This window comes from Sedimentitalea todarodis (assembly GCF_032595355.1).
Lineage (GTDB): Bacteria > Pseudomonadota > Alphaproteobacteria > Rhodobacterales > Rhodobacteraceae > Sedimentitalea > Sedimentitalea todarodis.
Genome location: NZ_JASMWN010000008.1, coordinates 86,323 through 112,806 on the forward strand (window position 1 = coordinate 86,323; position 26,484 = coordinate 112,806).

Annotated in this window: 25 protein-coding genes; 12 read left to right on the top strand and 13 right to left on the bottom strand. The window is 60.5% G+C overall.

Annotated elements, in window-relative coordinates:
- The first annotated feature begins 111 nt into the window (after window positions 1–111).
- Genes QO231_RS11860 through QO231_RS11885 form a run of 6 tightly spaced genes read left to right on the top strand, consistent with a single transcriptional unit; the run spans window position 112 to window position 7,162 of the window.
- Window positions 112–1,596 carry a M81 family metallopeptidase gene (locus QO231_RS11860; RefSeq protein ID WP_316776349.1) on the top strand — a complete coding sequence of 495 codons (1,485 nt, stop codon included), beginning with the start codon at window positions 112–114 and terminating at the stop codon, window positions 1,594–1,596.
- Window positions 1,597–1,648: 52 nt separating this feature from the next.
- Window positions 1,649–3,229 (top strand): ABC transporter substrate-binding protein, encoded by a 1,581-nt coding sequence (locus tag QO231_RS11865; RefSeq protein WP_316776351.1) that lies wholly within the window; start codon window positions 1,649–1,651, stop codon window positions 3,227–3,229.
- 58 nt (window positions 3,230–3,287) lie between these two features.
- A complete protein-coding gene (locus QO231_RS11870) occupies window positions 3,288–4,229 on the top strand; it encodes an ABC transporter permease (RefSeq protein ID WP_316776352.1) in 942 nt (313 codons plus the stop codon).
- Window positions 4,226–5,140, top strand: a complete 915-nt coding sequence (locus tag QO231_RS11875; RefSeq protein WP_316776353.1) for an ABC transporter permease — start codon at window positions 4,226–4,228, stop codon at window positions 5,138–5,140. Before QO231_RS11870 ends, QO231_RS11875 begins: the two co-directional genes overlap by 4 nt.
- Window positions 5,141–5,145: 5 nt before the next feature.
- Window positions 5,146–6,144, top strand: coding sequence for an ABC transporter ATP-binding protein (locus QO231_RS11880; protein WP_316776354.1), 999 nt, complete (start codon window positions 5,146–5,148; stop codon window positions 6,142–6,144).
- Window positions 6,137–7,162 (top strand): ABC transporter ATP-binding protein, encoded by a 1,026-nt coding sequence (locus QO231_RS11885; protein WP_316776355.1) that lies wholly within the window; start codon window positions 6,137–6,139, stop codon window positions 7,160–7,162. Before QO231_RS11880 ends, QO231_RS11885 begins: the two co-directional genes overlap by 8 nt.
- Before the next feature lie 82 nt (window positions 7,163–7,244).
- Here the strand turns inward: QO231_RS11885 and QO231_RS11890 are convergent, their stop codons facing one another.
- The 7 genes from QO231_RS11890 to QO231_RS11920 form a co-directional block, all read right to left on the bottom strand.
- Window positions 7,245–8,747 (bottom strand): caspase family protein, encoded by a 1,503-nt coding sequence (locus tag QO231_RS11890; protein ID WP_316776356.1) that lies wholly within the window; start codon window positions 8,745–8,747, stop codon window positions 7,245–7,247.
- A gap of 511 nt (window positions 8,748–9,258) precedes the next feature.
- Window positions 9,259–9,483: a DUF1127 domain-containing protein gene (locus tag QO231_RS11895; protein ID WP_316776358.1), complete on the bottom strand. Its 225-nt coding sequence runs from the start codon at window positions 9,481–9,483 to the stop codon at window positions 9,259–9,261.
- Window positions 9,484–9,718: 235 nt separating this feature from the next.
- Window positions 9,719–10,177, bottom strand: coding sequence for a hypothetical protein (locus QO231_RS11900; protein WP_316776359.1), 459 nt, complete (start codon window positions 10,175–10,177; stop codon window positions 9,719–9,721).
- Window positions 10,178–10,219: 42 nt separating this feature from the next.
- Window positions 10,220–10,615: a carboxymuconolactone decarboxylase family protein gene (locus QO231_RS11905; RefSeq protein WP_316776361.1), complete on the bottom strand. Its 396-nt coding sequence runs from the start codon at window positions 10,613–10,615 to the stop codon at window positions 10,220–10,222.
- Window positions 10,615–11,433, bottom strand: coding sequence for a cyclase family protein (locus tag QO231_RS11910; RefSeq protein ID WP_316776362.1), 819 nt, complete (start codon window positions 11,431–11,433; stop codon window positions 10,615–10,617). Before QO231_RS11910 ends, QO231_RS11905 begins: the two co-directional genes overlap by 1 nt.
- A gap of 73 nt (window positions 11,434–11,506) precedes the next feature.
- On the bottom strand, window positions 11,507–11,677 hold the full coding sequence (locus QO231_RS11915) for an urease subunit beta (protein ID WP_316776364.1): 171 nt from the start codon (window positions 11,675–11,677) through the stop codon (window positions 11,507–11,509).
- 172 nt (window positions 11,678–11,849) lie between these two features.
- Entirely contained in the window at window positions 11,850–12,719 is an 870-nt protein-coding gene (locus tag QO231_RS11920; protein WP_316776367.1) for a hypothetical protein, read from the bottom strand.
- A 227-nt stretch (window positions 12,720–12,946) separates the two neighbouring features.
- On the opposite strand from QO231_RS11920, the gene QO231_RS11925 reads away from it, so the two are divergent.
- Window positions 12,947–13,534, top strand: a complete 588-nt coding sequence (locus tag QO231_RS11925; protein WP_316776370.1) for a lipid-binding SYLF domain-containing protein — start codon at window positions 12,947–12,949, stop codon at window positions 13,532–13,534.
- A gap of 348 nt (window positions 13,535–13,882) precedes the next feature.
- On the opposite strand, the gene QO231_RS11930 is transcribed toward QO231_RS11925, so the two are convergent.
- The gene (locus QO231_RS11930) at window positions 13,883–15,505 is read right to left on the bottom strand and encodes a GMC family oxidoreductase (protein ID WP_316776373.1); all 1,623 of its coding nucleotides are present in this window, start codon (window positions 15,503–15,505) and stop codon (window positions 13,883–13,885) included.
- A gap of 1 nt (window position 15,506) precedes the next feature.
- Complete coding sequence (locus QO231_RS11935; RefSeq protein WP_316776376.1) at window positions 15,507–15,725, bottom strand: hypothetical protein; 219 nt, start codon at window positions 15,723–15,725, stop codon at window positions 15,507–15,509.
- A gap of 541 nt (window positions 15,726–16,266) precedes the next feature.
- On the opposite strand from QO231_RS11935, the gene QO231_RS11940 reads away from it, so the two are divergent.
- The 5 genes from QO231_RS11940 to QO231_RS11960 all read left to right on the top strand — a co-directional run bounded on the left by QO231_RS11940 (window position 16,267) and on the right by QO231_RS11960 (window position 21,927).
- A complete protein-coding gene (locus tag QO231_RS11940; RefSeq protein WP_316776378.1) occupies window positions 16,267–17,241 on the top strand; it encodes an ABC transporter substrate-binding protein in 975 nt (324 codons plus the stop codon).
- A 65-nt stretch (window positions 17,242–17,306) separates the two neighbouring features.
- Window positions 17,307–18,833, top strand: coding sequence for a sugar ABC transporter ATP-binding protein (locus QO231_RS11945; RefSeq protein ID WP_316776380.1), 1,527 nt, complete (start codon window positions 17,307–17,309; stop codon window positions 18,831–18,833).
- Complete coding sequence (locus QO231_RS11950) at window positions 18,830–19,834, top strand: ABC transporter permease (protein WP_316776383.1); 1,005 nt, start codon at window positions 18,830–18,832, stop codon at window positions 19,832–19,834. Before QO231_RS11945 ends, QO231_RS11950 begins: the two co-directional genes overlap by 4 nt.
- Window positions 19,835–19,836: 2 nt before the next feature.
- Window positions 19,837–20,829, top strand: coding sequence for an ABC transporter permease (locus QO231_RS11955; RefSeq protein WP_316776386.1), 993 nt, complete (start codon window positions 19,837–19,839; stop codon window positions 20,827–20,829).
- A 6-nt stretch (window positions 20,830–20,835) separates the two neighbouring features.
- Window positions 20,836–21,927, top strand: coding sequence for a mandelate racemase/muconate lactonizing enzyme family protein (locus QO231_RS11960; protein ID WP_316776389.1), 1,092 nt, complete (start codon window positions 20,836–20,838; stop codon window positions 21,925–21,927).
- Between the two features lie 86 nt (window positions 21,928–22,013).
- Here the strand turns inward: QO231_RS11960 and QO231_RS11965 are convergent, their stop codons facing one another.
- The 4 genes from QO231_RS11965 to QO231_RS11980 are packed head-to-tail and all read right to left on the bottom strand — an operon-like array spanning window position 22,014 to window position 26,482.
- A complete protein-coding gene (locus tag QO231_RS11965; protein ID WP_316776391.1) occupies window positions 22,014–23,540 on the bottom strand; it encodes a UxaA family hydrolase in 1,527 nt (508 codons plus the stop codon).
- Window positions 23,541–23,569: 29 nt separating this feature from the next.
- A complete protein-coding gene (locus QO231_RS11970) occupies window positions 23,570–24,409 on the bottom strand; it encodes a fumarylacetoacetate hydrolase family protein (RefSeq protein ID WP_316776393.1) in 840 nt (279 codons plus the stop codon).
- A 29-nt stretch (window positions 24,410–24,438) separates the two neighbouring features.
- The gene (locus QO231_RS11975; RefSeq protein WP_316776396.1) at window positions 24,439–25,182 is read right to left on the bottom strand and encodes an SDR family oxidoreductase; all 744 of its coding nucleotides are present in this window, start codon (window positions 25,180–25,182) and stop codon (window positions 24,439–24,441) included.
- A 22-nt stretch (window positions 25,183–25,204) separates the two neighbouring features.
- Window positions 25,205–26,482 (bottom strand): TRAP transporter large permease, encoded by a 1,278-nt coding sequence (locus QO231_RS11980; protein ID WP_316776398.1) that lies wholly within the window; start codon window positions 26,480–26,482, stop codon window positions 25,205–25,207.
- Window positions 26,483–26,484 lie beyond the last annotated feature (2 nt).

A 26,484-nucleotide genomic window follows, 5' to 3' on the forward strand; every position in this document is an offset into this window, starting at 1 on the left:
CGCCGACATCATTGACAACAACCGGGTGACCCGCAACTCTTGCCGGTGATACCGCCACGTAGATCTCTCCGCGCGTGTGCAGCCAACCAAGTGAAAAGAAGGAGGCGTTCGTTGCGCGTTGCAGTCGCGAGTTTTGAGTATGAGGGCAACAGCCTGTCTCTGCGTGTCGAGCGGCGCGAAGATTTCGAGCGCAGGGGGTTGCTGAGGGGCGAGGCCTTGCTGGCCCATGTTCAAGGCAAGAACACCGCCCTGGCGGGGGGCATCGGGGTCCTTCAGGAAGCGGGATTTGATCCGATACCGACGCTGGCCGCAAAAGGCGGGGCCGGTGGCCATATCGAAGAAACGTTCTTTCAGGAGACCCTGGCAGAAATTGCTGAACGCGTGAAGGATGCCGCACCGCTTGATGGCGTATTTCTTGCACTGCACGGTGCCATGATATGTGGCAAAGAAAAGGATCCCGAAGGTGCGATCCTGACCAGGGTGCGTAAGATCGTGGGTCCTGATGTACCCATTGCGGCAAGCCTCGACTTGCATGCACACGTCACGGACCGAATGGTTGAAATGGCGGATATTCTTGTCGGGTACGAAACCTATCCTCATGTCGATGCCTTTGAAACCGGCAGCAAGGCGGCCGACATGCTGGTGCAAACCTTGCGGGGCGAGATTGATCCGGTTGTCCGGCTTTGCAAGTACAACGCCATCGTTCCGGTCCTGGGCGGGGCGACGCTTGACGGTGCGCCCATGGCCGAGGTCGCAGCAAAGGCGCGGTCGATGGAAGCGGAGGGACGGGCGCTGAGCATCAGCTATTTCCCGGTTCAGCCGTGGCTGGATATGGCGGATGTGGGGATCACCGGTGTTGCGGTGACAGATGGCGATGCGGCAGGTGCCCGTGCTGCGGCACAGGAAATTCTCGATGAAATGTGGCAGCGGCGGCACGCATTCGAACTCGAGGCCATGACGGCGGATCAAGCCGTTCCCGCGGCTCTTGGCATGCATGCAGGCACAGTTCTGTTGATCGATGCTCCTGACAGCATCGGCGGCGGTGCGGCGGGAGATTCTCCGGCGCTGCTTACTGCAATCCTGAAACACGCACCCGATGTGTCGTCCGCGATCAGCATCTACGATCCGCACGCGGCCCAACGTGCCTTTGATCTGGGGGTAGGTGCGGTGGCAGAATTCAGCGTCGGTGCATGGCTCGATACGCGCTGGGGTCCGCCGGTGAAGGTGACGGCGACGGTCGAGAGCCTGCATGACGGACGTTTTGTGTATCGGGGCGGACCGGTTGGAAATACCGAAGTGTCGCTCGGTCCTTCGGCGGTGCTGCGGGTGGGCGGGTTGCAATTGCTGTGCGCCAGCCACGCTGTCTACGAGCACATGGACGAACACTATGCGGCCTGCGGCATAGATATCTCGGGCTGCCGCTTGGTGTCGTTCAAGAACCTGATGAATTTTCGCAAGCTGCTGTCGGATGATGTAGAGTACATTGCGTTGCATGGTCCCGGAGCCACGCCGCTCAGACTTCAGGATGTTGCCTGGGAGAACCGCAAGCGCCCTTATTGGCCAGCCGACAATATGGAGACGCCAGAACCACTCTAACAGACCCAAGAAAGCGCGGCAAAGCCGCCACCCACATCAGAGAGGAATAACCATGATGAAACGCCGTACACTGCTGGGAGCCGCTGCGGCGACCCCGTTCCTGTCGATGCCTGCTCTTGGCCAATCCGGCGATACCAAGGTTCTGAAGTATGTACCTGCGTCGAACCTGACAGTCCTTGACCCGATTTTCACACCTGCGGCGGTTTCGGTGACGCATGGGTACTGCGTGTTCGATACGCTCTATGGAGTCGACGCCAGCCAGACGCCGCAACCACAGATGGCAGAGGGGCACACGGTATCCGATGATGGTCTGGAGTGGCGGATTACGCTGCGCGACGGATTGAAATTCCACGACGGCGAACCGGTGCGTGCGCAGGATTGTGCCGCAAGCCTCGCCCGCTGGGCACAGCGCGATCCTTTCGGGCAGGCCCTGAATGCCGCGACCGAGTCCTTTGGTCACGCGGATGACAAGACGATCGTGATCAAGTTGACCCGTCCGTTTGGTCCGCTGCTGAATGCCATCGGCAAGCCGCATTCTCGCCCTGCCATGATGATGCCCGAGCGGCTTGCAAAAACCGATCCTCAAACCCAGATCACCGAGATGGTCGGCTCCGGCCCTTACCGGTTCCTGGCAGACGAATACGTGTCCGGTGATCGCGTGATCTATGAAAGATTCGCCGATTACGTCCCACGCGAAGGTGCAGCCGAATGGACATCGGGCGGCAAGCAGGTCAATTTCGACCGGCTGGAATGGCAGATCATCCCGGACGCGGCCACCGCAATCGCCGCCATTCAGGCGGGCGAGGTCGACTGGCTGGGCGCGGTTCTCACCGACCTTCAACCGATCCTCGAAATGCATCCGGACGTGAACCTTCACCGCACGGATCCCTATGGCATCATGCATGTCATACGCTTCAATCACCTGATCGCGCCATTTGACAACGTGGAGTTGCGGCGTGTCGTGATGCAGGCCGTGGATCAGCTGCCGTTCCTGCAATCGGTCGCGGCGAACGAGGCGGATCGCGAGGAATGCCTGGCGCTGTTCCCCTGTGGAACGCCGAACGTCGAGGAAGTGGGCAAGGGCATCATCGGCAGCCTGGATATCGAGGCCGCGAAACAGGCCGTGATCGATGCTGGCTACAAGGGAGAGCCGGTGGTCATCCTCAACCCCACCGATATCGCGTCGATTCACCCGCATGGACTGCTGGCCGCCGATCTTCTTGGCAAGATCGGGTTCAATGTCGATCTGGTGGAGACCGATTGGGGCACCGTGGTGCAACGCCGGGTCTCCAAGGAAACGGTCGAAAACGGTGGCTGGAACCTGGCCGCAACAAATTGGCCCGCGATCTCGATCAACAACCCGGCAACCAATGCAACAACGAGGGGGCTTGGCGATTCAGGCTGGTGGGGCTGGTATGAAGATGCCGAGATGGAACAGCTTGTCGTCGATTGGCTGGCGGCGGCGGACGAAAACGCGGCGGCCGAGCTTTATCTCGACGTACAGCAACGCGCAATCGACAGGGTGCCGACACTTCCGCTCGGGCTGTCCTATCGTTCCGGTGCAGTGCGTGCGGACCTTGACGGCGCATTGCAGGGGTCGGTCGACATGTTCTGGAATATCCGCCGAACGTAAACCGTACCAGTAAACGGCAACGCGGCCCGCTGGGTCGCGCCCGGAAAGCACACCTCTGATGGCCAGCTACATTCTTCGCCGCATTCTCGCGACCATACCGGTCGTGCTGTTCGTGATGGTGTTTGTTTTCAGCCTGCTCTACATCACGCCCGGCGATCCGGCGGCGATCCTCGCAGGCGATCAGGCCACGCAGGCGGAAATCGAGGCGATCCGCACCGACCTCGGTCTGGATCGCAGCTTTCCGGTGCGCTTTGTCGAATGGTCCACGGGTGTGATGCGGGGAGACTTTGGCACGTCAATTTTTACCCGACTGCCGGTTTCGACAATGATCCTGCAACGGGTCGAGCCGACGCTGTCGTTGATGGTGGTGACCATGATCATCGCCATCGTGGTGGCCGTGCCCCTGGGTGTGCTCGCGGCGTGGAAACATGGCAGTGTCCTGGACCGGGTGATCATGCTCTTCGCGGTGCTGGGCTTTTCCGTGCCGGTGTTCGTAATTGGCTATGTCCTCGCCTGGACGCTGGCCTTGCAACTGGGCTGGTTGCCGGTGCAGGGCTATTCGCCTTTCGCAGACGGGTTTTGGCCATGGCTGCGCAGCCTGTTGCTGCCCTCGTTCACGCTCGCCACCTTCTACATCGCCATTATCGCGCGGATTACCCGCGCCACCATGCTGGAAATCATGCAGCAGGATTACATCCGCACCGCGCGCGGCAAGGGCGTGTCTGAACGCTCGGTCCTCTTCGTGCATGCGCTCAGGAATGCATCCGTGCCGATCGTGACCGTTGTCGGGATCGGCATTGCCCTGGTTATCAGCGGTGCCGTGGTGATCGAGAGCGTGTTCGCGCTGCCCGGTCTGGGTCGGCTGACCGTCGATTCGATCCTGCGACGCGACTATCCGGTGATACAGGCGGTGATCCTGATCTTCAGCTTTGTCTATGTCGTCATCAACCTGCTGATCGACCTGAGCTACACCGTGATCGACCCGAGGATCAGATATTGACCGACCTGCCTCGTGACCCCGAAAAATACGCGGCTGCGCGCCCCATGCCGGCAATCCTGGCTGCGCCCAAAAATCACTCGCGGATGATCCGGTCGCTGCGCCGTCATCCCACCATGTGGCTGGGTGGAGTGTTGCTGGGATTGGTGGTGCTTCTGGCGATCTTTGCGCCGGTTATCGCGACGACGGATCCGGCAGCGCTGAACCCGGCGATGCGGGTGCGGCCGCCATCGGCCGCCGCCTTTTTCGGGACCGACATGCTGGGCAGGGATGTTTTCTCGCGCTGCATTTACGGGGCCCGGGTGTCGCTGATCGTTGGGCTGGGCGTTGCGGTGCTGGCCTCGGCCATAGGCATGGTGATCGGGCTGGTTGCCGGATTCACCCGTTGGGCGGACGGTTTGATCATGCGGGTCATGGACGGGATGATGTCAATCCCCGCCATCCTGTTGGCCATTGCCCTGATGACGCTGCTGCGGGGCGGATCGGTTTTCAATGTCATACTGGCCATCACGCTGGCGGAAATCCCGCGGGTCGCACGGTTGACTCGCTCGGCGGTGCTGTCGGTGCGTGAACTCGCCTATGTAGAGGCAGCGGTGGCCTGCGGTACGTCAAAATTCGGGATCATCCGCCAGCACATCCTGCCCAATACCATTGCCCCCATCACGGTGCAGGCGACTTATATCTGCGCCTCCGCCATGATCACCGAGGCGATCCTGTCGTTCATCGGCGCGGGGCTGCCGACGTCTATACCTTCGTGGGGCAATATCATGGCCGAGGGGCGGGCTTTGTGGCAGGTCAAGCCGAACATCGTGTTCTTTCCGGCGATCTTCCTCTCGCTGACGGTGCTCGCAGTAAATCTGTTGGGTGATGGATTGCGGGATGCGGTTGATCCGCGCCTGGCAAAGCGGATGTAATCGCGATGGGCCTTCTGGACGTTATCGACCTGCAGGTCCATTTCCAGACGGACCGTGGCGTGAACCGCGCGGTTGACGGGCTGTCTTTTTCCATTGATCAGGGGGAGGCGCTGGCCATCGTCGGCGAGTCCGGTTGCGGCAAATCGGTCACGGCGATGTCTGTGCTCCGTCTGCTCCCGACACCGCCCGGCAAGATCGCGGGTGAGATCACGTTTCGCGGCGCGGATTTGTCACAAAACTCCGAACGCGAGATGCGCCGCCTGCGCGGTGGCGAGATCAGCATGATCTTTCAGGAACCCATGTCTTCGCTGAACCCTGTCTACACCATCGGGAAACAGATCGGAGAGGCCGTGCGCCTGCATACGAAGATCGGCGTGCGGGAGGGCCGTACGCGCGCGATCGAGATGCTGACGCTTGTCGGTATTCCGTCACCCGAACAGCGCGTTGACGAGTACCCCCATCAGCTATCCGGCGGCATGCGCCAACGTGCGATGATTGCGATGGCGCTGGCTTGCAATCCAGCGCTGCTGATTGCGGACGAGCCGACGACAGCTCTGGATGTGACCATCCAGGCGCAAATTCTCGACCTTCTGCGTGACCTGCGCAAACGCACCGGAACCGCGATCCTGCTGATCACACATGATCTGGGCGTGGTTGCCGAGTTCGCCGAACGGGTGTTGGTGATGTATGCGGGGCGCAAGGTGGAAGAGGCGAGCGTGTTGGACCTGTTTGCCAATCCCCGGCATCCCTACACCAGGGGCCTGATGAATGCGGTGCCAAAGCTGGGCCGTGCGCGCAGCGGCGCACCGCAAGAGCAACTGGCCGAGATTCCGGGCCGTGTCCCGGATCTGACAGACCCTGTGCAGGGGTGTGTCTTTGCTCCGCGATGCCCCCGCGCGGAGGCCGTTTGCAACCGTATCGACCCCGCTCTCGAGCAAAAGGCGCGTGATCATTTTGCCGCCTGTCATTTCGCCCCAAGGGAGCCGTTGAACGCAGGTGCATGAGCCCGGCCCAGATAACAATGCGCTCGTCGAAGTGCGCGACATGAAGAAGTACTTTCCGATCCCCGGCGGTTTGCTGGGGCGCGCCGTGAAACATGTCAAGGCGGTGGACGGTGTGAGCTTTGCCGTGCAGCCCGGCGAGACACTGTCCCTTGTTGGCGAATCCGGTTGCGGCAAGTCGACCGTCGGACGCTGTGTCGCGCGCCTGCTGGACCTGACGTCCGGGGAGTTGATGCTTGACGGCGAACGGATCGACGGGCTGGCCGAAAGCAGTCTCAAACCCTTTCGCAAGCGGCTCAACATCGTGTTTCAGGATCCCTTTTCCAGTCTGAATCCGCGCATGACGGTCGAAGCGCTGGTATCGGAACCGCTGCGCAGCCACAGTCTCGTGCCGTCTCGGGCAGCGCGGCATGACCGCGTGGCGGACCTGCTGGAAACGGTCGGACTCTCACCTGACATCATGGATCGGATGCCGCACCAGTTCTCGGGAGGTCAACGACAGCGCCTCTGTATCGCGCGTGCGCTGGCATCCGAACCGGATTTCATCATCTGCGATGAAGCGGTTTCTGCGCTGGACGTGTCGGTTCAGGCCCAGATCATCAACCTTCTGATGCGCCTGCAACGCGATCTCGGCCTTGCGATCCTCTTTATCTCGCATGATCTGGCGGTGGTCGAGCATCTGAGTGATCGCGTTGCCGTCATGTATCTGGGTCGGATCATGGAAATCGCGGATCGCGACACACTGTTCACCGCGCCGTGCCACCCCTACACGAAGGCGTTGCTGTCAGCGGTGCCATTGCCTGATCCAACCGCGCGGCGCGACAGGGTCATCCTGAGGGGAGAAGTGCCAAGCCCGATTGACCCGCCCAGTGGTTGCCCGTTTCGCACCCGCTGCCCCATCGCCACGGAACTTTGCGCACGCGCGCGACCTGATCTGGTCGAATTTGCTTCCGGTCAAAGTGTCGCCTGCCACTACCCTGATGCAAAAACGCCGGATCCTGTCGAAAACGCCGGGCCGTAACCCCTTCATTTTCGCAGGGAGGACTCAATTGGCCATAGGTCGGGTGCTGCTCCGCGGGGCCGCAGGGCTCGCGGAACGTGTGCTAGTTCTTCAACCCATAGGCCAGTCGGATCGCCTTTTGCGTGCCAGGGCCGAATTCGCCGTCGATGGCGCCGGCGTAGAAACCGAAGTCCTTCAGACGGGATTGCAGCGCGCGGCGGGTTTGACGGCTGAACATGTTGGGCCGGGTTGTTAGCAGGTCGAGCACATCCGAACTCCCTGAACGCAGTGCGGAATAGAGATAGTCGGCAGCATCCCCGGGCCCCTTGCTCTTGATCAGACCGTCATCGATCAGGGCCGCGAAATTGAACAAGGCCTGCGGGTGCCGCAAATCCGCCGCGCGCTCAAAGAACTCCAGCGCCTTTTGTGGATTGGCGGGCAGGCCCAGCCCTCCCTGATAGTGCATGAAGCCGAGATCGTTGATCGCATCCGCATAATCCTGCACGGCCGATGCCTGATACAGTTCAAGCGCGCGCACTTCGTCGACCGGCACGCCGGTGCCACGTTCATAGATCTTGGCAAGTTCGAACTGTGCTTCGGCGGACCCGGCAGCCGAGGCCTTTTCAAGGAAATCGACCGCCTGCTCGGGGTCAAAACGACCTTCGTTCGGATTGAGCCGCATATAAGCAAGGCCCAGCATCGAGCGGGTGTCACCCAGTTTCGCGAGGGCCAGAAGTTGGTCTTCCTGATCGGGTTTGATCGCGGCCCATGCGGCCTGTCCGGCAATGCCCGATATGTCGATCTGCCCAGCCGCCGCCCCGGCCAGATAGAATGGAACGCCCGTCAGTGAGCCGTAGGTATGCGGCTCTTGCAGGTTATTGGTTTCCTGCAGGACCATATCGCGCACCTGCCGGAACATCAGGCTGATCTCCAGCCCGGGCTCTGCCATCTTGGAAATCAGCGCCTGCGCATAGGGGCTGTTTTCGCCAGTCCCATCAAGGGCAACCTGACCGTCCCGCGCGGCAAAGGCGACCAGCGTTCCGCGATCGGGTCGGGCCGGGGCCAGACCGCCGCCGCCACGCGTCGCCTGATCGGTGGCCTGAACCGGCACAGGCGTTGATTTTGCAAGATCAATCGCGTCGCCCAACGGGTTGTCACGGCAACTGTCGAGAATGACGATCCGCATCTTGCGGGCATGTTCGACCGAGGCCAGCAATTGCTTGAGCGAGATCGACTGGCGCTGCACATCAAGATTCGAGCGGATTTCCGCATCGACCGGGATCAGGAAGTTCTCGCCCTGCACCTCGACTCCGTGACCGGCAAAGTAGATCAGAGCAAGATCCGCGGTTTCGGAGCGAAAGGCAAAATCGTCCATCAACTGGCGGAGCTGATCACCGGTGGCATCCAGTGACAGGGTCACGTCAAACCCGATTCCTTCCAGTGTGCGTGCGATGGCGCGGGCGTCGCTGCGGGTGTTGTCGAGTGGTTCGATGGTTTGATAGGCGCCAAGTCCAAGAACAAGCGCAACCCGTTCGGTGGTCGCCGAAGCGACACCGGCAATGACGCAAAACGCGCAAACTGCGATGAATCTAATCGCGAAACCCATTCCGTTCCTACTTATACCTACTCAAGCACTGCAACCCGCAGACGGCACTCTAGCGTAAACGCGCGGGAATTACAGGTCAGATATTCGTGACCTTGCAGGCGTTTCAGATGAAATTTGCCAAGCGGTATGCCGCATCGCCAAGCGCCGGAACAGGATTCACCTTCCGTTTCATACTCCTGCCCAATCTGACCTCGGCACACAGGAAAATGCAGTGCTCGCCCTATCCGTGCAAGGGCTTCGCTTGTCACTACCGACAAGGGGTCCGGGCGCGGCGAAAACTTGAAGCTCCTCGCCGTAGTCGAGGAACAGGTCAATGCCATGTCTCAAAGATATGGTTCTGGACGGACCGACCAGCAGCGGTTGGCGATCATCAAGATGCAGCGCCGTGGGGCGGAGAAAACGCGCATCACTGTTCGATTGTACCGTGCGAATGGGCGCGGTGCTGTGACAATGATCGCCGGGAGTATGGAGGTATATCGGGGGGGCGGTCAGGACCGCCCCCCGATTGTTGTCAGGTCCAGAAGGCGTCCTGAAAAACGTGGCGCACGATGTCCGAGCGTTTCAGGTTGCGTTCCTTCAGTTCCTCATCGCTGAGACGCTGCAGCGCTTCGACCTGACGGACGCGCGCATTTGACGTGCTCATGCTGACCAGCGCATTTCCGATTGCGGAAAAGAAGCGACTGATCGGGTTGCCCGTGGGGGCAAAGGCTTGGTGGTCTGCTGTGTAGTGTGACATTGGAAACAATTCCTGTCGTAGTGTGATCTCCTCCCGTGTCAGTGAGGTAGGGCGCGAGCGGGCCATCTACTAGGCGCGTTTTCGAATAGCCGCTGTGCACCCTGCGAATGGCTGGGCGCTTGTTGACCCACCTCCTGCAGTGAAACAGGGTTTAGCGTTGGGCCATCGACAGACCCTCGGTTGACTGGCGGGTCAGAAGCAGGCCATGGCGACGGGAATGCGGCGTGACCCTTTCTCAAGTGGCCAGAGCGAACCAGAACATGACCGCAGCACCGATGGCGATGACCCAGTATGCGACCATGATCAGTTCGATCGGGCGGTTGATACGGTTCCATCGCCCGCGATACTGGCGCTGAAAGCCGATCTTGGGGTGGGATACGAGGTTCTCCTCAAGCCGCCGGACATGTCGGAGCGCCTCTTTCAGAACCCAGTAGATCGTCATGCAACGCAAGCCGGCCAGCACCAACAGAATGGCCGGAATGGCGGCGATCAGTTGTCGCGCGTCCGCAAGCCCGTCGCCCAGTTCCGAGGCGGCAAAGGCGGCCAGTGCGGCGGCACCCGTGACGGCATAGCGTTCGGTCTCGGCGATTGCGCGGCCATAGTTGGTGACGAGCGATCTGAGTTCACTGTATTCGACGAGGGCGAAATCTGCATCGAAGGCTGGCAGACCCTCGGATTGCTTGTCAGTATCCATCGCTGTCTCCTGTTCGCGCCGCACTCGGGAACCCCACTTCCCTCATGTCCGAAACGACTCGTCCACCGGTGTCTGCAAGCCTGTAACCAGCGCGTTGGTCTGCGCCGCCATGCCGATGACGGCGAGCAATTCGCCATGCATTTCGGGCGTCATGCCCTTGGCCTTGGCCGCCGCCGTGTGGGAATGCACACAATACTCGCAACCGTTGGCCGTTGACACGGCGACATAGATCAGTTCCTTGACCAGCGGGTCCAGTGCCCCCGGCGCCATCACCATCTTGAGCCGATCCCATGTGGCGCGCAAAAGTTCCGGATCATGGGCCAGCGCGCGCCAGAAATTGTTGATGAAATCCGTCTGGCGAACCTTGCGGATCTCCTCGAAGACAGCCAGCGCCTCAGCGCTGACCTCTTCATCGGACAAGAGTGGAACGGTTCCCATCAGATCATCGCAAAGATGCGGGCCGGGCCGCCGCTGCCGCCCTTGTGCTTGGGCGCACCGACCACAAGCGTTGCCCCGGATGCCGGCACCTGATCCAGCCCACCAAGGCATTCGATGCCATAGCGGTTGGTCGGCAGCCAGGCGTAATGCGTGGCGAAATCCGCCGAAGGCCCGTGATCGAGCGACAGCGTGTCCACGGCGATCGAGACCGCTCCGGTTTCTTCGATCAGCATGGCCGCCGCATCGACATGAAAGCCGGGAAAGTGCATTTTCCCTTCGCCATCCGCGTTGCGGAACCCATCGCCCCCCGTCTTGCCCGCCCAGCCGGAATGCATCGCAACACAGGCGCCGTCCGGAATCGGCCCGTTGGCGGAAACCCATGCCTTGATGTCATCGGGGGTGACCTGCGTATCCGCGTCTTCGGCGGCGCGGGCAGCAATGTCGATCACCGCGAGCGGGCAGACCAGGCTGGTCACCGGAATTTCATCCACCGATTGCCCATCCGCCGAAAAGTGCAGCGGTGCATCCACATGGGTGCCGGTGTGTTCGTTGACTGTCAGCTGAAACAGGTTGAAACCGTCCTTGTCGAATTTGAAGAGCTGTTCGGCGGTTATGCCCGGCGCGCCGAAATAGGTCGGGAACGTGTCGTCATAGGCATGGGTCATGTCGACCACGCCGCCATGGCCCGCGGCCATTGCCGCAGAGGTGCTTGCACCGGTAAATGCCGCCGTGGCCGTTGCTGCCGCGCCAGCCTTGAAGAAGGATCGGCGGGACAGCATCCGGTCCTTGACGGCGTTCATTACGCATACATCACACATTGGTCGTCTCCCTGAGATGGTTCGCTTGTTCGGCGATGGTCGCCGGGTTTGATCTAACACCGCGCGGAGGCGATCAGTCCAGCTTTCCCATCACTGACTGAATGAAACCGGGGGCCAGCCGGTTCCCAACCAGCGGAAACAGTGGCACCTCGCCGCGCCGACACGGCACAAACCGCACCGCAGTTCCAATCGTGATATCAAGCCGCTCGTCGCCTGCGAATGATGGGTTGGCAAGTTTCGGCAACTACAATCAACGTTCCTGCACCGACGAGCAGGTCATGCACCGCAAGCCCGACATCCCGTGGCCCCGTCGGCTCGGCGAACATTCACATTTGATACGTGCCATCACCGCAGCCGAATTCAGGCCCATCCGCATTCTGGGCCAGCAGGATTGTCATGGCTTCGGACGCTGGCCCTCACTCATAGCGCGACATTCCGGGTGGCGGTTCACGCCCGCTCGAGTCGTTTGCGACGGCGTCGCGCAATCTTGCAAGGCGGTGTTGCCAGGATGGAAATCGCCCCGAAGTGACAAGAGCGAGTCTCTCGACTCCAATGGCAAAGACCTGTGGTGACGCCCCATCAATCACAATCTCGGCAATCTCGCTCCAGTCAGGTGGCGGCGGGTAAGCCGTCAGAGCTGCTGCGCCATCTTCAGACAAGCGGTAATACACACCCATTGTCACCATATGGTCCGGTAAGGAAGGATCCTGGAAGAAGAAGCCCGACGAGTCGCGTGCTGCGAAGGCTTCGTCCTGGTCCCGTATGAAAACCTTCTCATCAAAATCAAACCCAAGATCGGCCATATCAGGGCGCATCGCTTCTGCGATCGGCACACTCACAAAGGCAAGACGTGTAGGATCAAGCCCGAATTCATCAGTGAGTAATCTCACCAGCATCCGTGCATTGGCACCGGGGTCGACGCCCTCGGCGTGTCGACACGCACATTCATGAAACAACGGCAAGATATCCGCGCGTTCGCGCTCTTCGATATCTGCCAGACGAGCGCAGGGCTGAACCACAAACTGAGCTGCTTCAAGCTGCCCCAGATCGGAATCGTGCCTAAGTCCTCCGTTATAGTCGATCATTTCCGACACGATCGGCTGTGCGGGGATCTGGCTGAACCCACGTTCGTTGAGCGCCAACCGGAGGTGTTCCAGAACATTCCGAAAATCATTCTCGGGGTCAGCTTTGACTGAATCTGCCGCGGCATCGGTCGCTTTCGCAAGCACCGACCCCAAGGTCAACGCCGTGCCCGTCTTCAAGAATTTCCGGCGACCGAATGGCATCGCTCATTCTCCAAGGCCAATGAACAGCGTTTCTGCGACAAAGCATAACGGCTGATCATCCATTTTGACACCATCCCGTTTTGCGCGGCACCGGACCTCGCCCGATGGGTTGGATCGTCCGCAGAGCGTTGACCGTCAGAGCAGGATCGGCGAACGGCTTGGCAAGCCCTGACCTACGCCCCCCCGACTATACCATCAACACTTGATCTGTTACCATAAGAACTCCAATGATCGGATATGACATGCACCGCCAGAGCCGCCGCAGATTTCTAGAGTTCGGGGTCACTGTAGGGTTGACGGCCTGCTTGGGCGCGCACGGCGCCATGGCCGAAAATCTCGCGGAACGTGCCGAAATCGACAAGGCGTCAGATACCGTATTGCAAGTGCTGCTGGCGAGCAATGCCGAGGCAAAGACGCTTTCAGAATCGGCTTTGGCCATGTTGATCTTTCCGAAGGTGACCGAAACCGGGCTGGCGGGCATCGGCGGCAAGCGCGGCAAGGGGGTCTTGCGAGAAAATGGCAAGAGCATCGGGTACTACCGCACGACGAGCTTAACATTCGGTGCGCAGATGGGGTTTGAAACGCATGGCTATGTTGCCATGTTCATGAAACAGATAGCGATCAGGGACTTCACGGCCAAAGATGACTATGAGGTGACAGCCGAGAGTGAAATCACGGTAATGGACGAAAGTTCATCCGCCCGAACCAGCCTGTCTGGCACCAACCCCGGTATTGTCGTTTTTGTCTTTGACGAAAAAGGTGCGCGGCTGGATTTGACCGTGAACGGCACCAAGATCAATCGTATGGATATCTGAACCGACGCCGCGATGCTCAAGGGCTCGTTTGGGCATATGTGACCGGACCGAGCAACAAGGATTGCAGCCGCTCCATCCAGCCGTTCGGACAACAAGAAATCAAAGGCTTGCCGCGCTTACCTACCGCTCGATCAAGACATGGACAACGACCCTTGACCTTTGCTCGGGCTGCACTCATCCGCCAAAATCGATCGGTTGACGTCTTGAGAAGCTGGACCTCATTGGCGATCACAGCGCGATTCTTTCGACCCCTCGATTGAGCCAACGCAGGCTGGTCAGCCGATTGAAAAAACACGCGACAGCCATGCAAGGCCGAGACATCCGAACTCGGTTGACGCCGGAACTCGTTCAAAGCCGTCCCATGATGAGATCCGCACATCTGTCGCCCAGCATCATGGCCGGCGCATTGGTGTTTCCGGCATTGATGTTGGGAACCGCCGACATATCGCAAATGCGCAGCCCCTCGATGCCGCGCACCCGCATCCGGGCGTCCAGTACCGCGGCCTTGTCACCGTCAGCCCCCATCTTGGCGGTACCGGCGGGGTGGTAGTTGGTCTTGACGAACCGTCGGCAATGGCTGGCGAGCGCCTCATCAGATAAATCACCCGGACGAGGAAGAGCCACCCGGCGCACATGATCCGCCAGGGGGCTCTCCGCAAATGCACGCAGAAAGAACCGCTGGCCATCGATCATATCCTGCATGTCGGCGGGATCGGCCAGCAGGTTTGGAGACACCAAAGGCATCGCCGACGGATCGCCAGAAGCAAGCCGCACCGTTCCGCGCGACCTCGGTTTGATCACGACGGTGGTGACGGTCACGCCATAGTCGTCTGCGATTTCGTCGCGCGTATCGCGGTCGAGGTAGACAATCGGCACGCAAAACGCCTGGATCGTTGGCGCCTCGGCGGGGGCGGTCGGGTTCACGAATGCCCCCGCCTCAACGCCTGCCGATGTTATCGGACCGGTACCGAAGAGTTTAAACTGCATCCCGTTGCGCAGCATCCGCCAGCCGACGCCTTGCCGGAAGTAGCCGTAAGGCCCATTCGCCACTGCGGTGATGGGAACTTCGGGGTGATCGATCAGGTTTTGCCCGACGCCAGGGCTGTCCGCCACGCACGCGATACCATGAGATTTGAGGTGATCGGCTGGCCCGATCCCCGACAGCATCAGCAGCTTGGGCGTCACCAGCGCACCGGCAGCCAGAACCACCTCTCCGGTTGCGTGCGCGTGGACGGTCTTGCCAGCCTTGTCCCGGTACGCCACGCCGACCGCGCGGCCCTCTTCGATGATAACGTTCTGTACCGCACAATGCAGGCGCACCGTGAGCCGGGGGTTGTCCTCCTGCGGTGCTATGTAGGCATATGCGGAGGAGCTGCGTTTGCCGTGGCGGTTCATGAACTGATAGAAACCAACGCCGCGCTGCGAGGTGCCGTTGAAATCCGGGTTGAACGGCTCGCCCAAGGCCTGGACCGCCTGCACGAACCAGCGCGAGAATTCGTTGATATGACCGGGGTCAGATACCAGCATCGGTCCATGGGTCCCGTGCAGATCGTCGTTGAGGCGGTTGTTGGCTTCCATTCCGCTAAAATGCGGCAGCACGTCGTCCCACCCCCATCCGACCCGATCATTGTTGCCACGCAGAATGTCGTCCCAATCGTCATAGTCCGAAGGGCGCCCGCGCATGTAGACCTGGGCGTTCACCGACGACCCGCCTCCCAGCACATTTCCCTGCGGGATGTCGTGTACCCGCCCTCCAAGATGCGCCTGCGGCACTGTCTTGTGATACCGCATGAATTTCGAGCCGTTTATCATCTTGAAGATACCGGGTGGCATGTCCAGCAGCGGGTGGCGATGCGAGTGACCAGCCTCCAGCAACAGCACCCTTGCGCCACCATCGCCAGCCAGACGAGCGGCCACCACACAACCGGCCGAGCCGCCGCCGACAACGATATGATCGAATTCCTCGGTCACGTTACCTCCAAATCACTGTGATGCGCACGTCATCCTCGCCAGCGGCCAGTTGCCGTAACAAGGTATCGTTGGCGGCAGCCGGGTCGTGTGATGCCGCCCGCCACATGCAGGGTGGTTTCAGAGTCGGAGTTTCGATCTCCTGTTCGGGTGCATCGGCGGCGCGGTCTTTGGGGGCGCGCCTGCGCGAGGGGATGGCGCTGCTGCAAATCGTGGATTTCATGGCCTCCCCCATTTTGCCGCTGCCTTTCCGTGACTCGGTCGACGGCGCTCTCCCAAGATACTCAGTTTTGCGCCTGTTCATCGATTTGGTATGATAAAAGAGTACATCTTTCAAATAGAATATCCCCTGAGATTTGAAAATTCCCTGAAATTGATGCGTATTCTCATAAATATCTTGACAAGGCGAACATAGTTGGACCTATCCTTTGTTAGGTTTTGTCATACAAAAAGGACTGACATTTTGGCCAAGATCTCCTGAACGACGGCACCCCGTGCAGCCGGCCCGTTCATCTGTTCACCAATGACAGTGTGCTCTGATGCACGAGCCCGCGCTTCAAATTCGGCGACTGTTGCCTCGACCGTGCAAAAAGGGGGCGCAGGTGCAGGGTCTTCACGAGGGCTGGGGCCAATCGGGTCTTGGCGACAAAGACGGCAAAAATGGATTTGATGGGTATCTGCGAAACAGACCACCTGTCTGAACTGGGGATGACCCAAAACCGCGACGGGGAGAGAGCCCTGTCGCACCCAATCGGAGGAAGAATATGAAACGTAGAACATTGCTTGGAACCGTGGCCGCGTTCGGCCTGGGGCTGGTATCAGTGGCACAGGCCGACGGTCTGCCGCCGCTTGAGCAGAAAGACACCTATACCGTCGGCTTCGCTCAGATGGAATCCAACAACCCGTGGCGCATCGCAGAGACCAAGTCGTTTCACGACACCGCCGAAAGCTGCGGCTGGAACCTGATCGCCACTGACGCGGCCGGGTCCGCCGCCAAGCAGGTCGCCGATGTGGACAGTATGATCGCCCAGGGCATCGATGTGCTGTTCCTGCCGCCGCGCGAGGAAAAGCCGCTGATCCCCGCCGTGATGAAGGCCCGCGCCGCTGGCATCCCGACCTTTCTCATCGACCGCTCGGTTGATCCAGCCGTCGCCAAGCCCGGAGAGCATTTTGTGTCGTTCCTCGGCTCGGATTTCATCGACCAGGGCCGCCGCGTCGCGGAATGGACGCTCGAGAATTTCGAAGGCGAGCAGGGCATCATCGTCGAGCTTGAAGGCACAACCGGGTCATCGCCCGCCAACGACCGCCGCAAGGGCTTTGACGATGTGATGGCACAGCATGACAACATGACCATCGTTGCGTCGCAAACCGGCGATTTCGCCCGCGACATGGGACGCCAGGTAATGGAAACCCTGTTGCAGGCGCATCCGGACGTGAACATCGTCTATGCCCATAACGACGAGATGGCGATTGGCGCCATTCAGGCGCTTGAACTGGCCGGGCGTAAGCCGGGCGAGGATGTTCTGGTGGTCTCGATTGACGGCACGCGCGACGCGCTGCAGGCGATCATCGACGGCAAGATGGGCGTCACCGTGGAAAGTTCGCCGTTCTTCGGCCCGCTCGCCTGCGAAGTGATGAACAAATACGCCGCCGGTGAAACCATCGAACCCTGGGTTCAGGTGCAGGATCGCATCTTTACCGTCGACAACGCGGCAGAGAACATCGACGCCGCATACTGAGTCCTCCCGTTGGATGGGGGCCGGACGTTTCGGCCCCTTCCGATCCTTCAAAACCGAGGTGCCCGATGCAACCGCTTGTCTCCATGCAGGGGATCGAAAAGTCCTTTTCCGGTGTCCCCGCCCTGCGTGCGGCCGATCTGGAACTGGCGCCGGGCGAGGTGCACGGTCTGATTGGTCAGAACGGGGCTGGCAAATCCACCCTGATCAAGATCCTGACCGGGGTCTATCGCCGCGATGCCGGCACGGTCCGCTTCGATGGGCAGGACTCCACCGTATCCAGCCCGCGCGAGGCGCAGGTTGCGGGCATTGCGACGATCTATCAGGAGCTGAACCTGGTGCCCCTGCGCAGCGTGACCGAGAACGTGATGATGGGGTATGAACCCAAACGGCTCGGCGTTCTGGTCGACTGGAACGAGGCGCATCGGCGCACCCGTGAAATCCTGTCGCGGTTCGGCATCGATATCGACGTCAGGGCCCGGCTGGGCAGCTATTCGACGGCCATACAGCAACTGGTCGCGATCGCCCGTGCGGTGTCGCTGGATGCCAGGCTGGTGATCATGGACGAACCAACCTCGTCGCTGGACGCAAACGAGGTCAAGACCCTGTTCGGTGTCGTTAAAAGCCTGAAAGCGGCCGGCGTTTGCGTTCTCTATGTGTCGCATTTTCTCGATGAACTTTTCGCGGTCTGCGACCGGGTCACCACCATGCGCGACGGGCAGACGGTTGGCGTGCGCAATATTGCGGAGACCTCGAAACTGGAACTGATCGCCGATATGCTGGGCCGCAACGTCGAAGACATTCAGGCCGCTGGCATGACGGAATTCGGCGGCGGCACCAAGGAGCCGGGCGAGATCCTGTTGACGGCTAACGACATCTCGACCGGCAACCGCCTGCGCAAGTTCGATCTGAACGTGCATCGCGGAGAGATTGTCGGTCTGGGCGGCCTGTTGGGATCCGGGCGGACAGAAGCTGCGCGTGCGCTGTTTGGTGTCGATCCTCTGACCAAGGGCCGCGTGACCTTCAAGGGTGCCGGTTCCGAACCGGAAAATCCAGCGGCTGCCATCGCCGAGGGTATCGGATTTCTGACCGAGGACCGCAAATCCGAAGGTATCATTCCGGACATGTCGGTGCGTGAAAACCTGACATTGGCGCTGTTGCCCAAGCTGACCCGCAATGCACAGATTGACCGCAAGCGCGAACAGGAACTGGTGGCGCATTACATCAAATCCCTTGGCATCAAGACTTCCGACATGGATCAACCGATCCGCGAATTGTCCGGCGGCAATCAGCAAAAGGTCTTGTTGGCGCGCTGGCTCGCGACACAGCCCGATCTGCTGATCCTGGACGAGCCGACACGCGGGGTCGATGTCGGCGCCAAGCTGGAAATTCAGTCGATCATCCGCGACTATGTGGATCAGGGGTTCGGCGTGGTGCTGATCAGTTCGGAATTCGAGGAGCTGGTCGAAGGTGCAGACCGGATCGTGGTTCTGCAGGACGGCTGTTCGGTCAGCGAGTTGCAAAACCCTGGGATCACCGAGAACGCATTGGTCAAGGCCATCGCCCATCACCACGATCAGGAGGTGTCGGCATGACGATGACCCCGGCAACCGGCAAGAAGGCAGGCGGGACCATGCCTGCACGCGGCATATTATTCCGGAACCTGCGTCACCATGGCGGAATCGTTGCGCTGATCGTCCTGCTCGTGTTCAACGCCCTGTTCACGCCCAACTTTCTGCACCTTCAGACATTGTTCGTGAATATCAGCCAGGTGGCCACCATCGCCATCGTGGCGATGGGTATGACGCTGGTAATCGCCACCGGTGGTATCGACCTGTCGGTCGGCGCCGTGATGGCGCTGGCCGGAGCTCTGGCGCCGCTGATCTTCCAGTCCGAGTTTGCCATGGCATATCCGGTTTTGGGACTGACGGCCGCCATCGCGCTGCCATTGGCGGTTGCCGCGATCTGCGGTGTGTTCAACGGCGCCATGGTCAGCATACTTCGGGTGCAACCGATCATCGCAACACTGATCCTGTTCATATCGGGGCGAGGCATCGCCCAGGTGCTGACCAACGGCAACCTTCAGACCTTCAAGAACCCCGCCTTCAGCTATCTCGGCACCGGAAAGATTCTCGGGCTGCCGTTTCAGGGCTGGCTGGCGTTGGCCATCGCGGTCCTGCTGTACTGGGTGGTCCGGCGCACCACTTTCGGCCGCTATCTGCTGGCGGTCGGCGGCAACGAGCAGGCCGCACGGCTTTCCGGCGGCCCGGTGCGCTCCGTCAAGATCGGGGCCTACATGATCTGCGCTTTCCTGTCGGGCATTGCCGGGCTGATCGTGGTGGCGATCAACTCGGCCTCGGACGCGGCGCGCAACGGCAACCTGATGGAACTGGACGCCATCGCCGCCGCCGTTGTCGGCGGGGCACTGTTGCAGGGCGGTCGCGCGCCGATATTCGGGGCGATCCTGGGCGCGATCATCATCCAACTGGTGAAGTACACGCTCCTGGCCAATGGCATCCAGGACGAGGTCGCCCTGATCGCCAAGGCCCTGATCATCGTGCTGGCGGTTTATGTCCAGCAGACGCGGAAGGAATGACCATGCTGGACACCGATGCCCTTGACCTGCGCAAGTATCTGGCCGGCAACACCCAGACCACCGCAGTATGGCTTGCGCTGATCCTGCTGATCCTGTTCGGATTGCTGCGGTATGACAATTTTGGCGGTGCCTATAACATCGCATCGTTTCTGAATTACAACGCCATGTTCATCGTGATTTCGCTGGGTATGTGTTTCGTCATAATGACCGGCGGAATCGACTTGTCAGTGGGATCTGTTGCCGCCTTCACCTCGGTCGTGGCGGCCTATCTCAGCCCCTATGGACTTGACGTGGCGGCCCCCGGAGCAATTCTGGCCGGGGCTGCGTTCGGCGCGGTCAACGCCCTTTTCATAATCGCCATGCGAATTCCGCCCTTTATCGCAACGCTGGCGACGATGCTGGGGGCCAAGGGCGGTGCGCTGGTGATCTCGGGCGCCGAAACCATTGGCGTCGACTGGGGGTCGAACTTTACCAAGCTGGGTATGGAAAAGGCATTTGGAACAATCCCATGGGCGATCCTGATCGTAGCCATCGTCGCGGTCCTGTTGTGGATCGTGCTCGAAAAGACCTCGCTTGGCCGCACGGTTCTGGCCATCGGCGGTGGCGAAGACGCGTCGATCCTGATGGGGCTCAAGGTCAACAGGGCCAAGGCGTTTGTCTATATCCTCAGCGGGGCCTGCGCGGGGATGGCCGGGCTGTTTCTCGCCTCGGGCTTTGGGGCGGGTCAACCTCTGGAAGGCATCGGCTGGGAGTTGTCGGCGATCGCTTCGGTCGTGGTGGGCGGGACCCTTCTGACCGGCGGGCTCGGTTCTGTTCCGGCAACCATTGCCGGGGCACTGCTGCTTGGACTGGTGTTTAATATCCTGAACTTCGAGAACGGTCGCGGTACCATCAGTCTGAGTGCCTATTGGCAGATGGTAATCCGAGGCGGTTTCCTGTTTGTCGTGATCCTGTTCCAGACCCGCGTTTCCTCTCAAGACCAGAAAGTGAGCTGACCTCCGATGACCCTGATCTCGCGTATCGACGTCAAACATTTCAACGTGCCACTCGCCGAGGTTCTGAGCGATGCAAAGCATGGCGATCATACCCATTTCGAACTGATCACTGTGACCGTCCAATGCGTCGATGGCAGCGAAGGTACCGGCTATACCTATACCGGCGGGCGCGGCGGGCGGGCGATTGTCGCCATGGTCGAGCATGATCTCGCGCCGTTTCTGATCGGGCAGGATAGCGTGCAGGTCGAGGAACTGTATCAGGCGATGCAATGGCACCTGCACTACGTCGCGCGCGGCGGTATCGCCTCCTTTGCGATCTCGGCCGTCGACATCGCCCTGTGGGATCTGCGCGGCAAGCGCAGCGGCCAGCCTCTGTCGCAGATGGCGGGGGGTGCCGCGGACAGGTGCAAGGCCTATTGCGGCGGTATCGACCTCAACTTTTCGCTTGAGCGGTTGCTGGACCAGACCCGGGGCTATCTGGACCGTGGCTTTAGCGCCGTGAAGATCAAGATCGGCCAGCCCGATCTGGCCGATGACATCGCCCGTATCAAGGCGGTGCGCGACCTGATCGGGCCGGATGTCACGTTTATGGTCGATGCGAATTACTCAATGAGCGTCGAGCAGGCGATCGAGGCCGCACATGCGTTCAAGCCTTTCGATCTGCTGTGGTTCGAGGAGCCGACGATCCCGGATGACTACCATGGCTTCAAGCAGATTGCCGACGCAACCGGCATGCCGCTCGCGATGGGCGAGAACCTGCACACAATCCACGAGTTCGAATATGCCTTTGCCGATGCGGGTCTGTCGTTCATTCAGCCGGATGCGTCAAACTGCGGCGGTGTCACCGGCTGGCTGCAAGTCGCGGAATTGTCCCTGAAACATGGCATTCCGGTGTGCAGCCATGGCATGCAGGAATTGCATGTCAGCCTGGTTTCCGCCCGACCCAACGGCGGCTGGCTGGAAGTGCACAGCTTCCCCATAGATGCCTACACCACCCGCCCGCTGGTCGTCGAAGATCACCTGGCCGTCGCACCAAGCGCGCCAGGGATCGGGGTGACGTTCGATTGGGACAAGTTGGCGGCCACACGGGTCACATGATCCCGATCAACTGGGCATCACTGCCTGGCCATGACGAAAACGGGCGCCGCTAGAACGGCGCCCGTATCTGGTTCTGATGCGTGCGCTTACATCTGGGCGTAGGTCTGCCAGGGCGCGAATTCGGCGTCACCGACGTCGAGCTGTTCGGACAGTGTTCGCTTGCCCGAAGCCACCGCCAGCATTTCATCAAAGATCCGCCGCCCGGCTTCCTCGATGGTTTCGACGCCATCGATGATCGTGCCGCAATTGATGTCCATGTCTTCGTTCATCCGGTCGAACATCGGTGTGTTGGACGCGATCTTGATCGACGGGGCGGGCTTGTTGCCATAGCACGACCCGCGCCCGGTGGTGAAACACACCATGTTGCAGCCCGAGGCGACTTCGCCGGTGATCGACACCGGATCATAGCCGGGGCTGTCCACGAACACGAGGCCTTTGGCGGTGATCTTCTCGCCGTATTTGTAGACGCCGGCAAGGTTGGTGGTGCCGGCTTTGGCCACCGCACCCAGTGACTTTTCGAGGATCGTGGTCAGCCCTCCCGCCTTGTTACCCGGAGTCGGGTTGTTGTTCATGGTCGAACCATTCTTGGCGGCATATTCCTCCCACCAATGGATCAGATCGACCAGTTTTTCGCCCACATCCCGAGTTTGGGCCCGTCCGGTCAGCAAATGTTCCGCTCCGTAAATTTCGGGCGTCTCGGCCAATGCGGCGGTGCCGCCGTTGCGCACCAGCAGGTCGACCGCGTGGCCCAAAGCCGGGTTTGCGGTGATACCGGAATAGCCGTCCGATCCGCCGCATTGCAGCGCGACCGTCAGTTCCGACGCCGGGATGGTTTCGCGGGTCGCTTCGTTGGCATAGGCCAGCGCCTGTTCCAGCCATTCCAATCCCTTTTCCACCGTCTTGCGCGTCCCGCCTTCGGCCTGGAGCGTGTAATAGCGGAATTGTTCCTTTGGCGGATTACCATAAACCTCGAGCATCAGCGGGATCTGGTTGGCCTCGCAGCCCAGACCCAGCATCAGGACGGTGGCGAAATTGGGGTGGGTGGCAAACCCCCAAACGGTGCGTTGCAACTTGTAGAATGCCTCGTCATCGGTGCCGATACAGCAGCCAGCACCGTGGATGATCGGCACCACGCCGTCGACATTCGGATATTTGTCCACCAGCCCGCGTTTTTCCGCCTCGCGTGCGATCAGACGTGCGGCGGTCGCCGAACAATTCACCGACGTGACGATGCCAACATAGTTGCGGGTGCCGACCTTGCCATCGGGGCGACGGTAGCCCTGAAACGTCGCACGGTCAGCCGCGGTGAATGGTTCCAGCGGTTTGGCATGCTGGCCATAGGCATAGTCACGGTCAAACTCGGCCATGCTGACATTGTGCACATGGACATGCGCGCCGGGCGCGATATCGGTACTCGCGCGCCCGATGATCTGGCCGTATTTCACCACGTCTTCGCCTTCACGGATAGCGCACACGGCGGCCTTGTGGCCACGTGGGATCTGCGTCTGCGCTGCAATGTCGAAGGGAGACAGGGGTGCCCCGGCTTCGACATTGACCAGAACGATGGCGACATTGTCGCCGGGATGCAGTTTCAGCGCGGTTTTCTCGGACATGGTGACCCTTTCGATAGGCGGTTTCTGGTTCAGGTATCGGCGACAAAGACCTGGCGCTGATCGCCCAGTCCTTCGATGCCCAGGGTGACGACATCGCCCGGCTTCAGGTACAGAGGTGGCTTTTTGCCCATGCCCACGCCCGGAGGAGTGCCGGTAGAGATCACATCCCCCGGCAGCAGGGTCATGAACTGGCTGAGATAGGACACCAGGTGCGCCACGCCAAAGACCATTGTCGAGGTGGAACCGTTCTGCATGCGCTGCCCGTTCACGTCGCACCACATCGTCAGGTTCTGCGGATCGGGAATTTCATCGCGCGTGACCAGATAGGGACCGATGGGGCCAAAGGTGTCGCAGGATTTGCCCTTGGTCCATTGACCTTCGCGTTCGATCTGAAACGCGCGTTCGGATACGTCATCGATCACGCAATAGCCGGCGACGTGATCCAATGCGTCGGCTTCGCTGACATATTTTGCGGGCTTGCCGATGATCACACCCAGTTCGACCTCCCAGTCGGTCTTTTCCGAGCCGCGCGGGATGATCACATCGTCATTCGGGCCGACAATGGTCGATGTGGCCTTCATGAAGATCACCGGTTCCGACGGGATCGGGTTGTTGGTCTCGGCGGCGTGATCGGAATAGTTCAGGCCGATGCAGATGAATTTGGTGGTCCCGGTGACGCAAGGGCCAAGTCGTGGATTGCCATCGACAGCGGGCAGGGTGGACACGTCGATGCCGTCCAGCACCGACAGATCCGCCAGCAGGTCGGCGTCGATATCCGTGACATACCCGGACAGGTCGCGCAGGGTGCCGGTCGCGTCGAAAGCGCCGGGCTTTTCCTGACCGGGCGCACCAAAACGAGTGAGTTTCATGGAGTGTTTCCTTTTATCGGGATTGTATTTCAGGCGGCCCAGCCGCCGTCGATGACATGGGCCTGACCGGTCGTGAACCCGGCCTCGTCGCTGGCCAGATAAGTCACCAGCGCGGCGATCTCTTCGGCGCGGGCGATGCGGCCCATGGGTTGGCGGGCGACGAATTCGGCCATCGCCTTGTCATAGTCACCGGTGGCGCGCAGCCGTTCATGCAGCGAGGGGCTTTCGACGGTGCCGGGGCAGATCGCATTGCAGCGAATGCCCTGGCCGACGAAATCCACCGCGACCGATTTGGTCAGCCCGATCACTGCCGCCTTGGATGTCTGGTAGGCAACGCGGTTCGGCACGCCCTTGAGGCTGGAGGCGACCGAGGACATGTTGATGATGCTGCCCGCTCCCCGTTCGATCATGCCCGGCAGGAAGGCTCGGATCATGTCGTACATTGCAGTGACGTTCAGCCCGATCGCGAACTCCCAGTCCTTTCGCGGGCAGTCCAGGATCGAGCCGCTGTGGACCACGCCGGCGCAGTTGAACAAGACGTCCACGGGACCGGTCTGGGCGGCAAATCGGGTTATCGCCGCCTGATCCGTGACGTCGAGCGTGACATGTTCGGCACCCGCGACCTCGCTCAGCAGATCGGTGTTGATATCGGTCGCAATCACACGCGCCCCATCGCGGACCATCCGTTCCGCGGTGGCGCGCCCAATTCCCTGTGCGGCGGCGGTGATGACACAGGTTTTCCCGGCTAGTTTGGTCACTTGTTCAGTCTCCATTCATAGTCTTTGGAATGTTCGGTCAGCGATAGACCGTCGTGGGCAGCCAAAGTGCGATTTGCGGAAAGAAGGTGATCAAAAGCAGCACGATGATCAACGGCACCAGGAACGGCATGGTCGCCTTGACGCAGCGCTCGAATTTGACCCCCGACACTTCGGACAGGACAAAGAGAACCATGCCGACCGGCGGCGTCAGCAGACCCAGCATCAGGTTCAGGATCACCAGAATGCCCAGGTGTACAGGGTCGATCCCGGCCTTGAGTGCAATCGGCAACAGCACCGGCACCAGAATGGTGATCGCCGCGATGGTTTCCATGAACAGGCCGATGGCAAGCACCATTACCATCATGATCAGCAAGAGGACCGTCTTGTTGGTGGTCATGCCCAGCATCGCGTCGCCCAGATGGACCGCGACCTGGTTTGAAGTCAGGATCCACGCAAAGACCGCCGCCGCCGCGACAATCATCAGGATCGCTGCCGACGTCTCGATGGTGTCCATCGAGACACGCACCAGGTGTTTCCAGTTCAGCGTCTTGTAGACAACCAGACCAAGGAACATCGCATAGCACACGGCGGCGATCGCGGCCTCTGTCGGGGTGAACACGCCGGTGGCAATGCCGCCGACGATGATCACCGGGGTCAGCAGCGGCAGAAACGCCTGCTTGAAAGTGATCCAGATGTTGCACAGGCTGATGCCGCTGTCCTTGGGGTAGTTGCGCGCGCGGGCATACCAGGCGACCATCGCCATCAGTGACGCTGCCATCAAGAGACCGGGAATCAGCCCGGCAGCGAACAATTCGCCTATCGAGACCGAGGCCATCACACCGTATATCACCAGCGGCAGCGACGGCGGAATGATCGGACCGATGGTCGATGAGGCGGCGGTCACTCCGACCGAGAAATCGGTGTCGTAACCGGCTTCACGCATCGCCTTGATTTCGACATTGCCCAATCCGCCCGCATCGGCGACGGCAGCCCCGGACATGCCGGCGAAAATCACCGACGCGCCGACATTCACATGCCCGAGCCCACCGGGCAACCAGCCGACAAGCGCGCGGGCAAAGGCGAAAATCTTGGTGGTGATGCCACCGGTGTTCATCAGGTGTCCGGCCAGGATGAAGAACGGAATGGCCAGCAGCGGGAAGCTGTCGATGCCGCCGATCATGGTGTGGATCAGCAGGACGTCCGGCATTCCGGCCATCATTATATAAACCAGCGAAGCCAGTCCCAGCGAGACCGCGACGGGAACGCCGAAGAACAGGAACAGGGTCAGGAGGATAAAGAGAGTCGCTAGGGCCATGT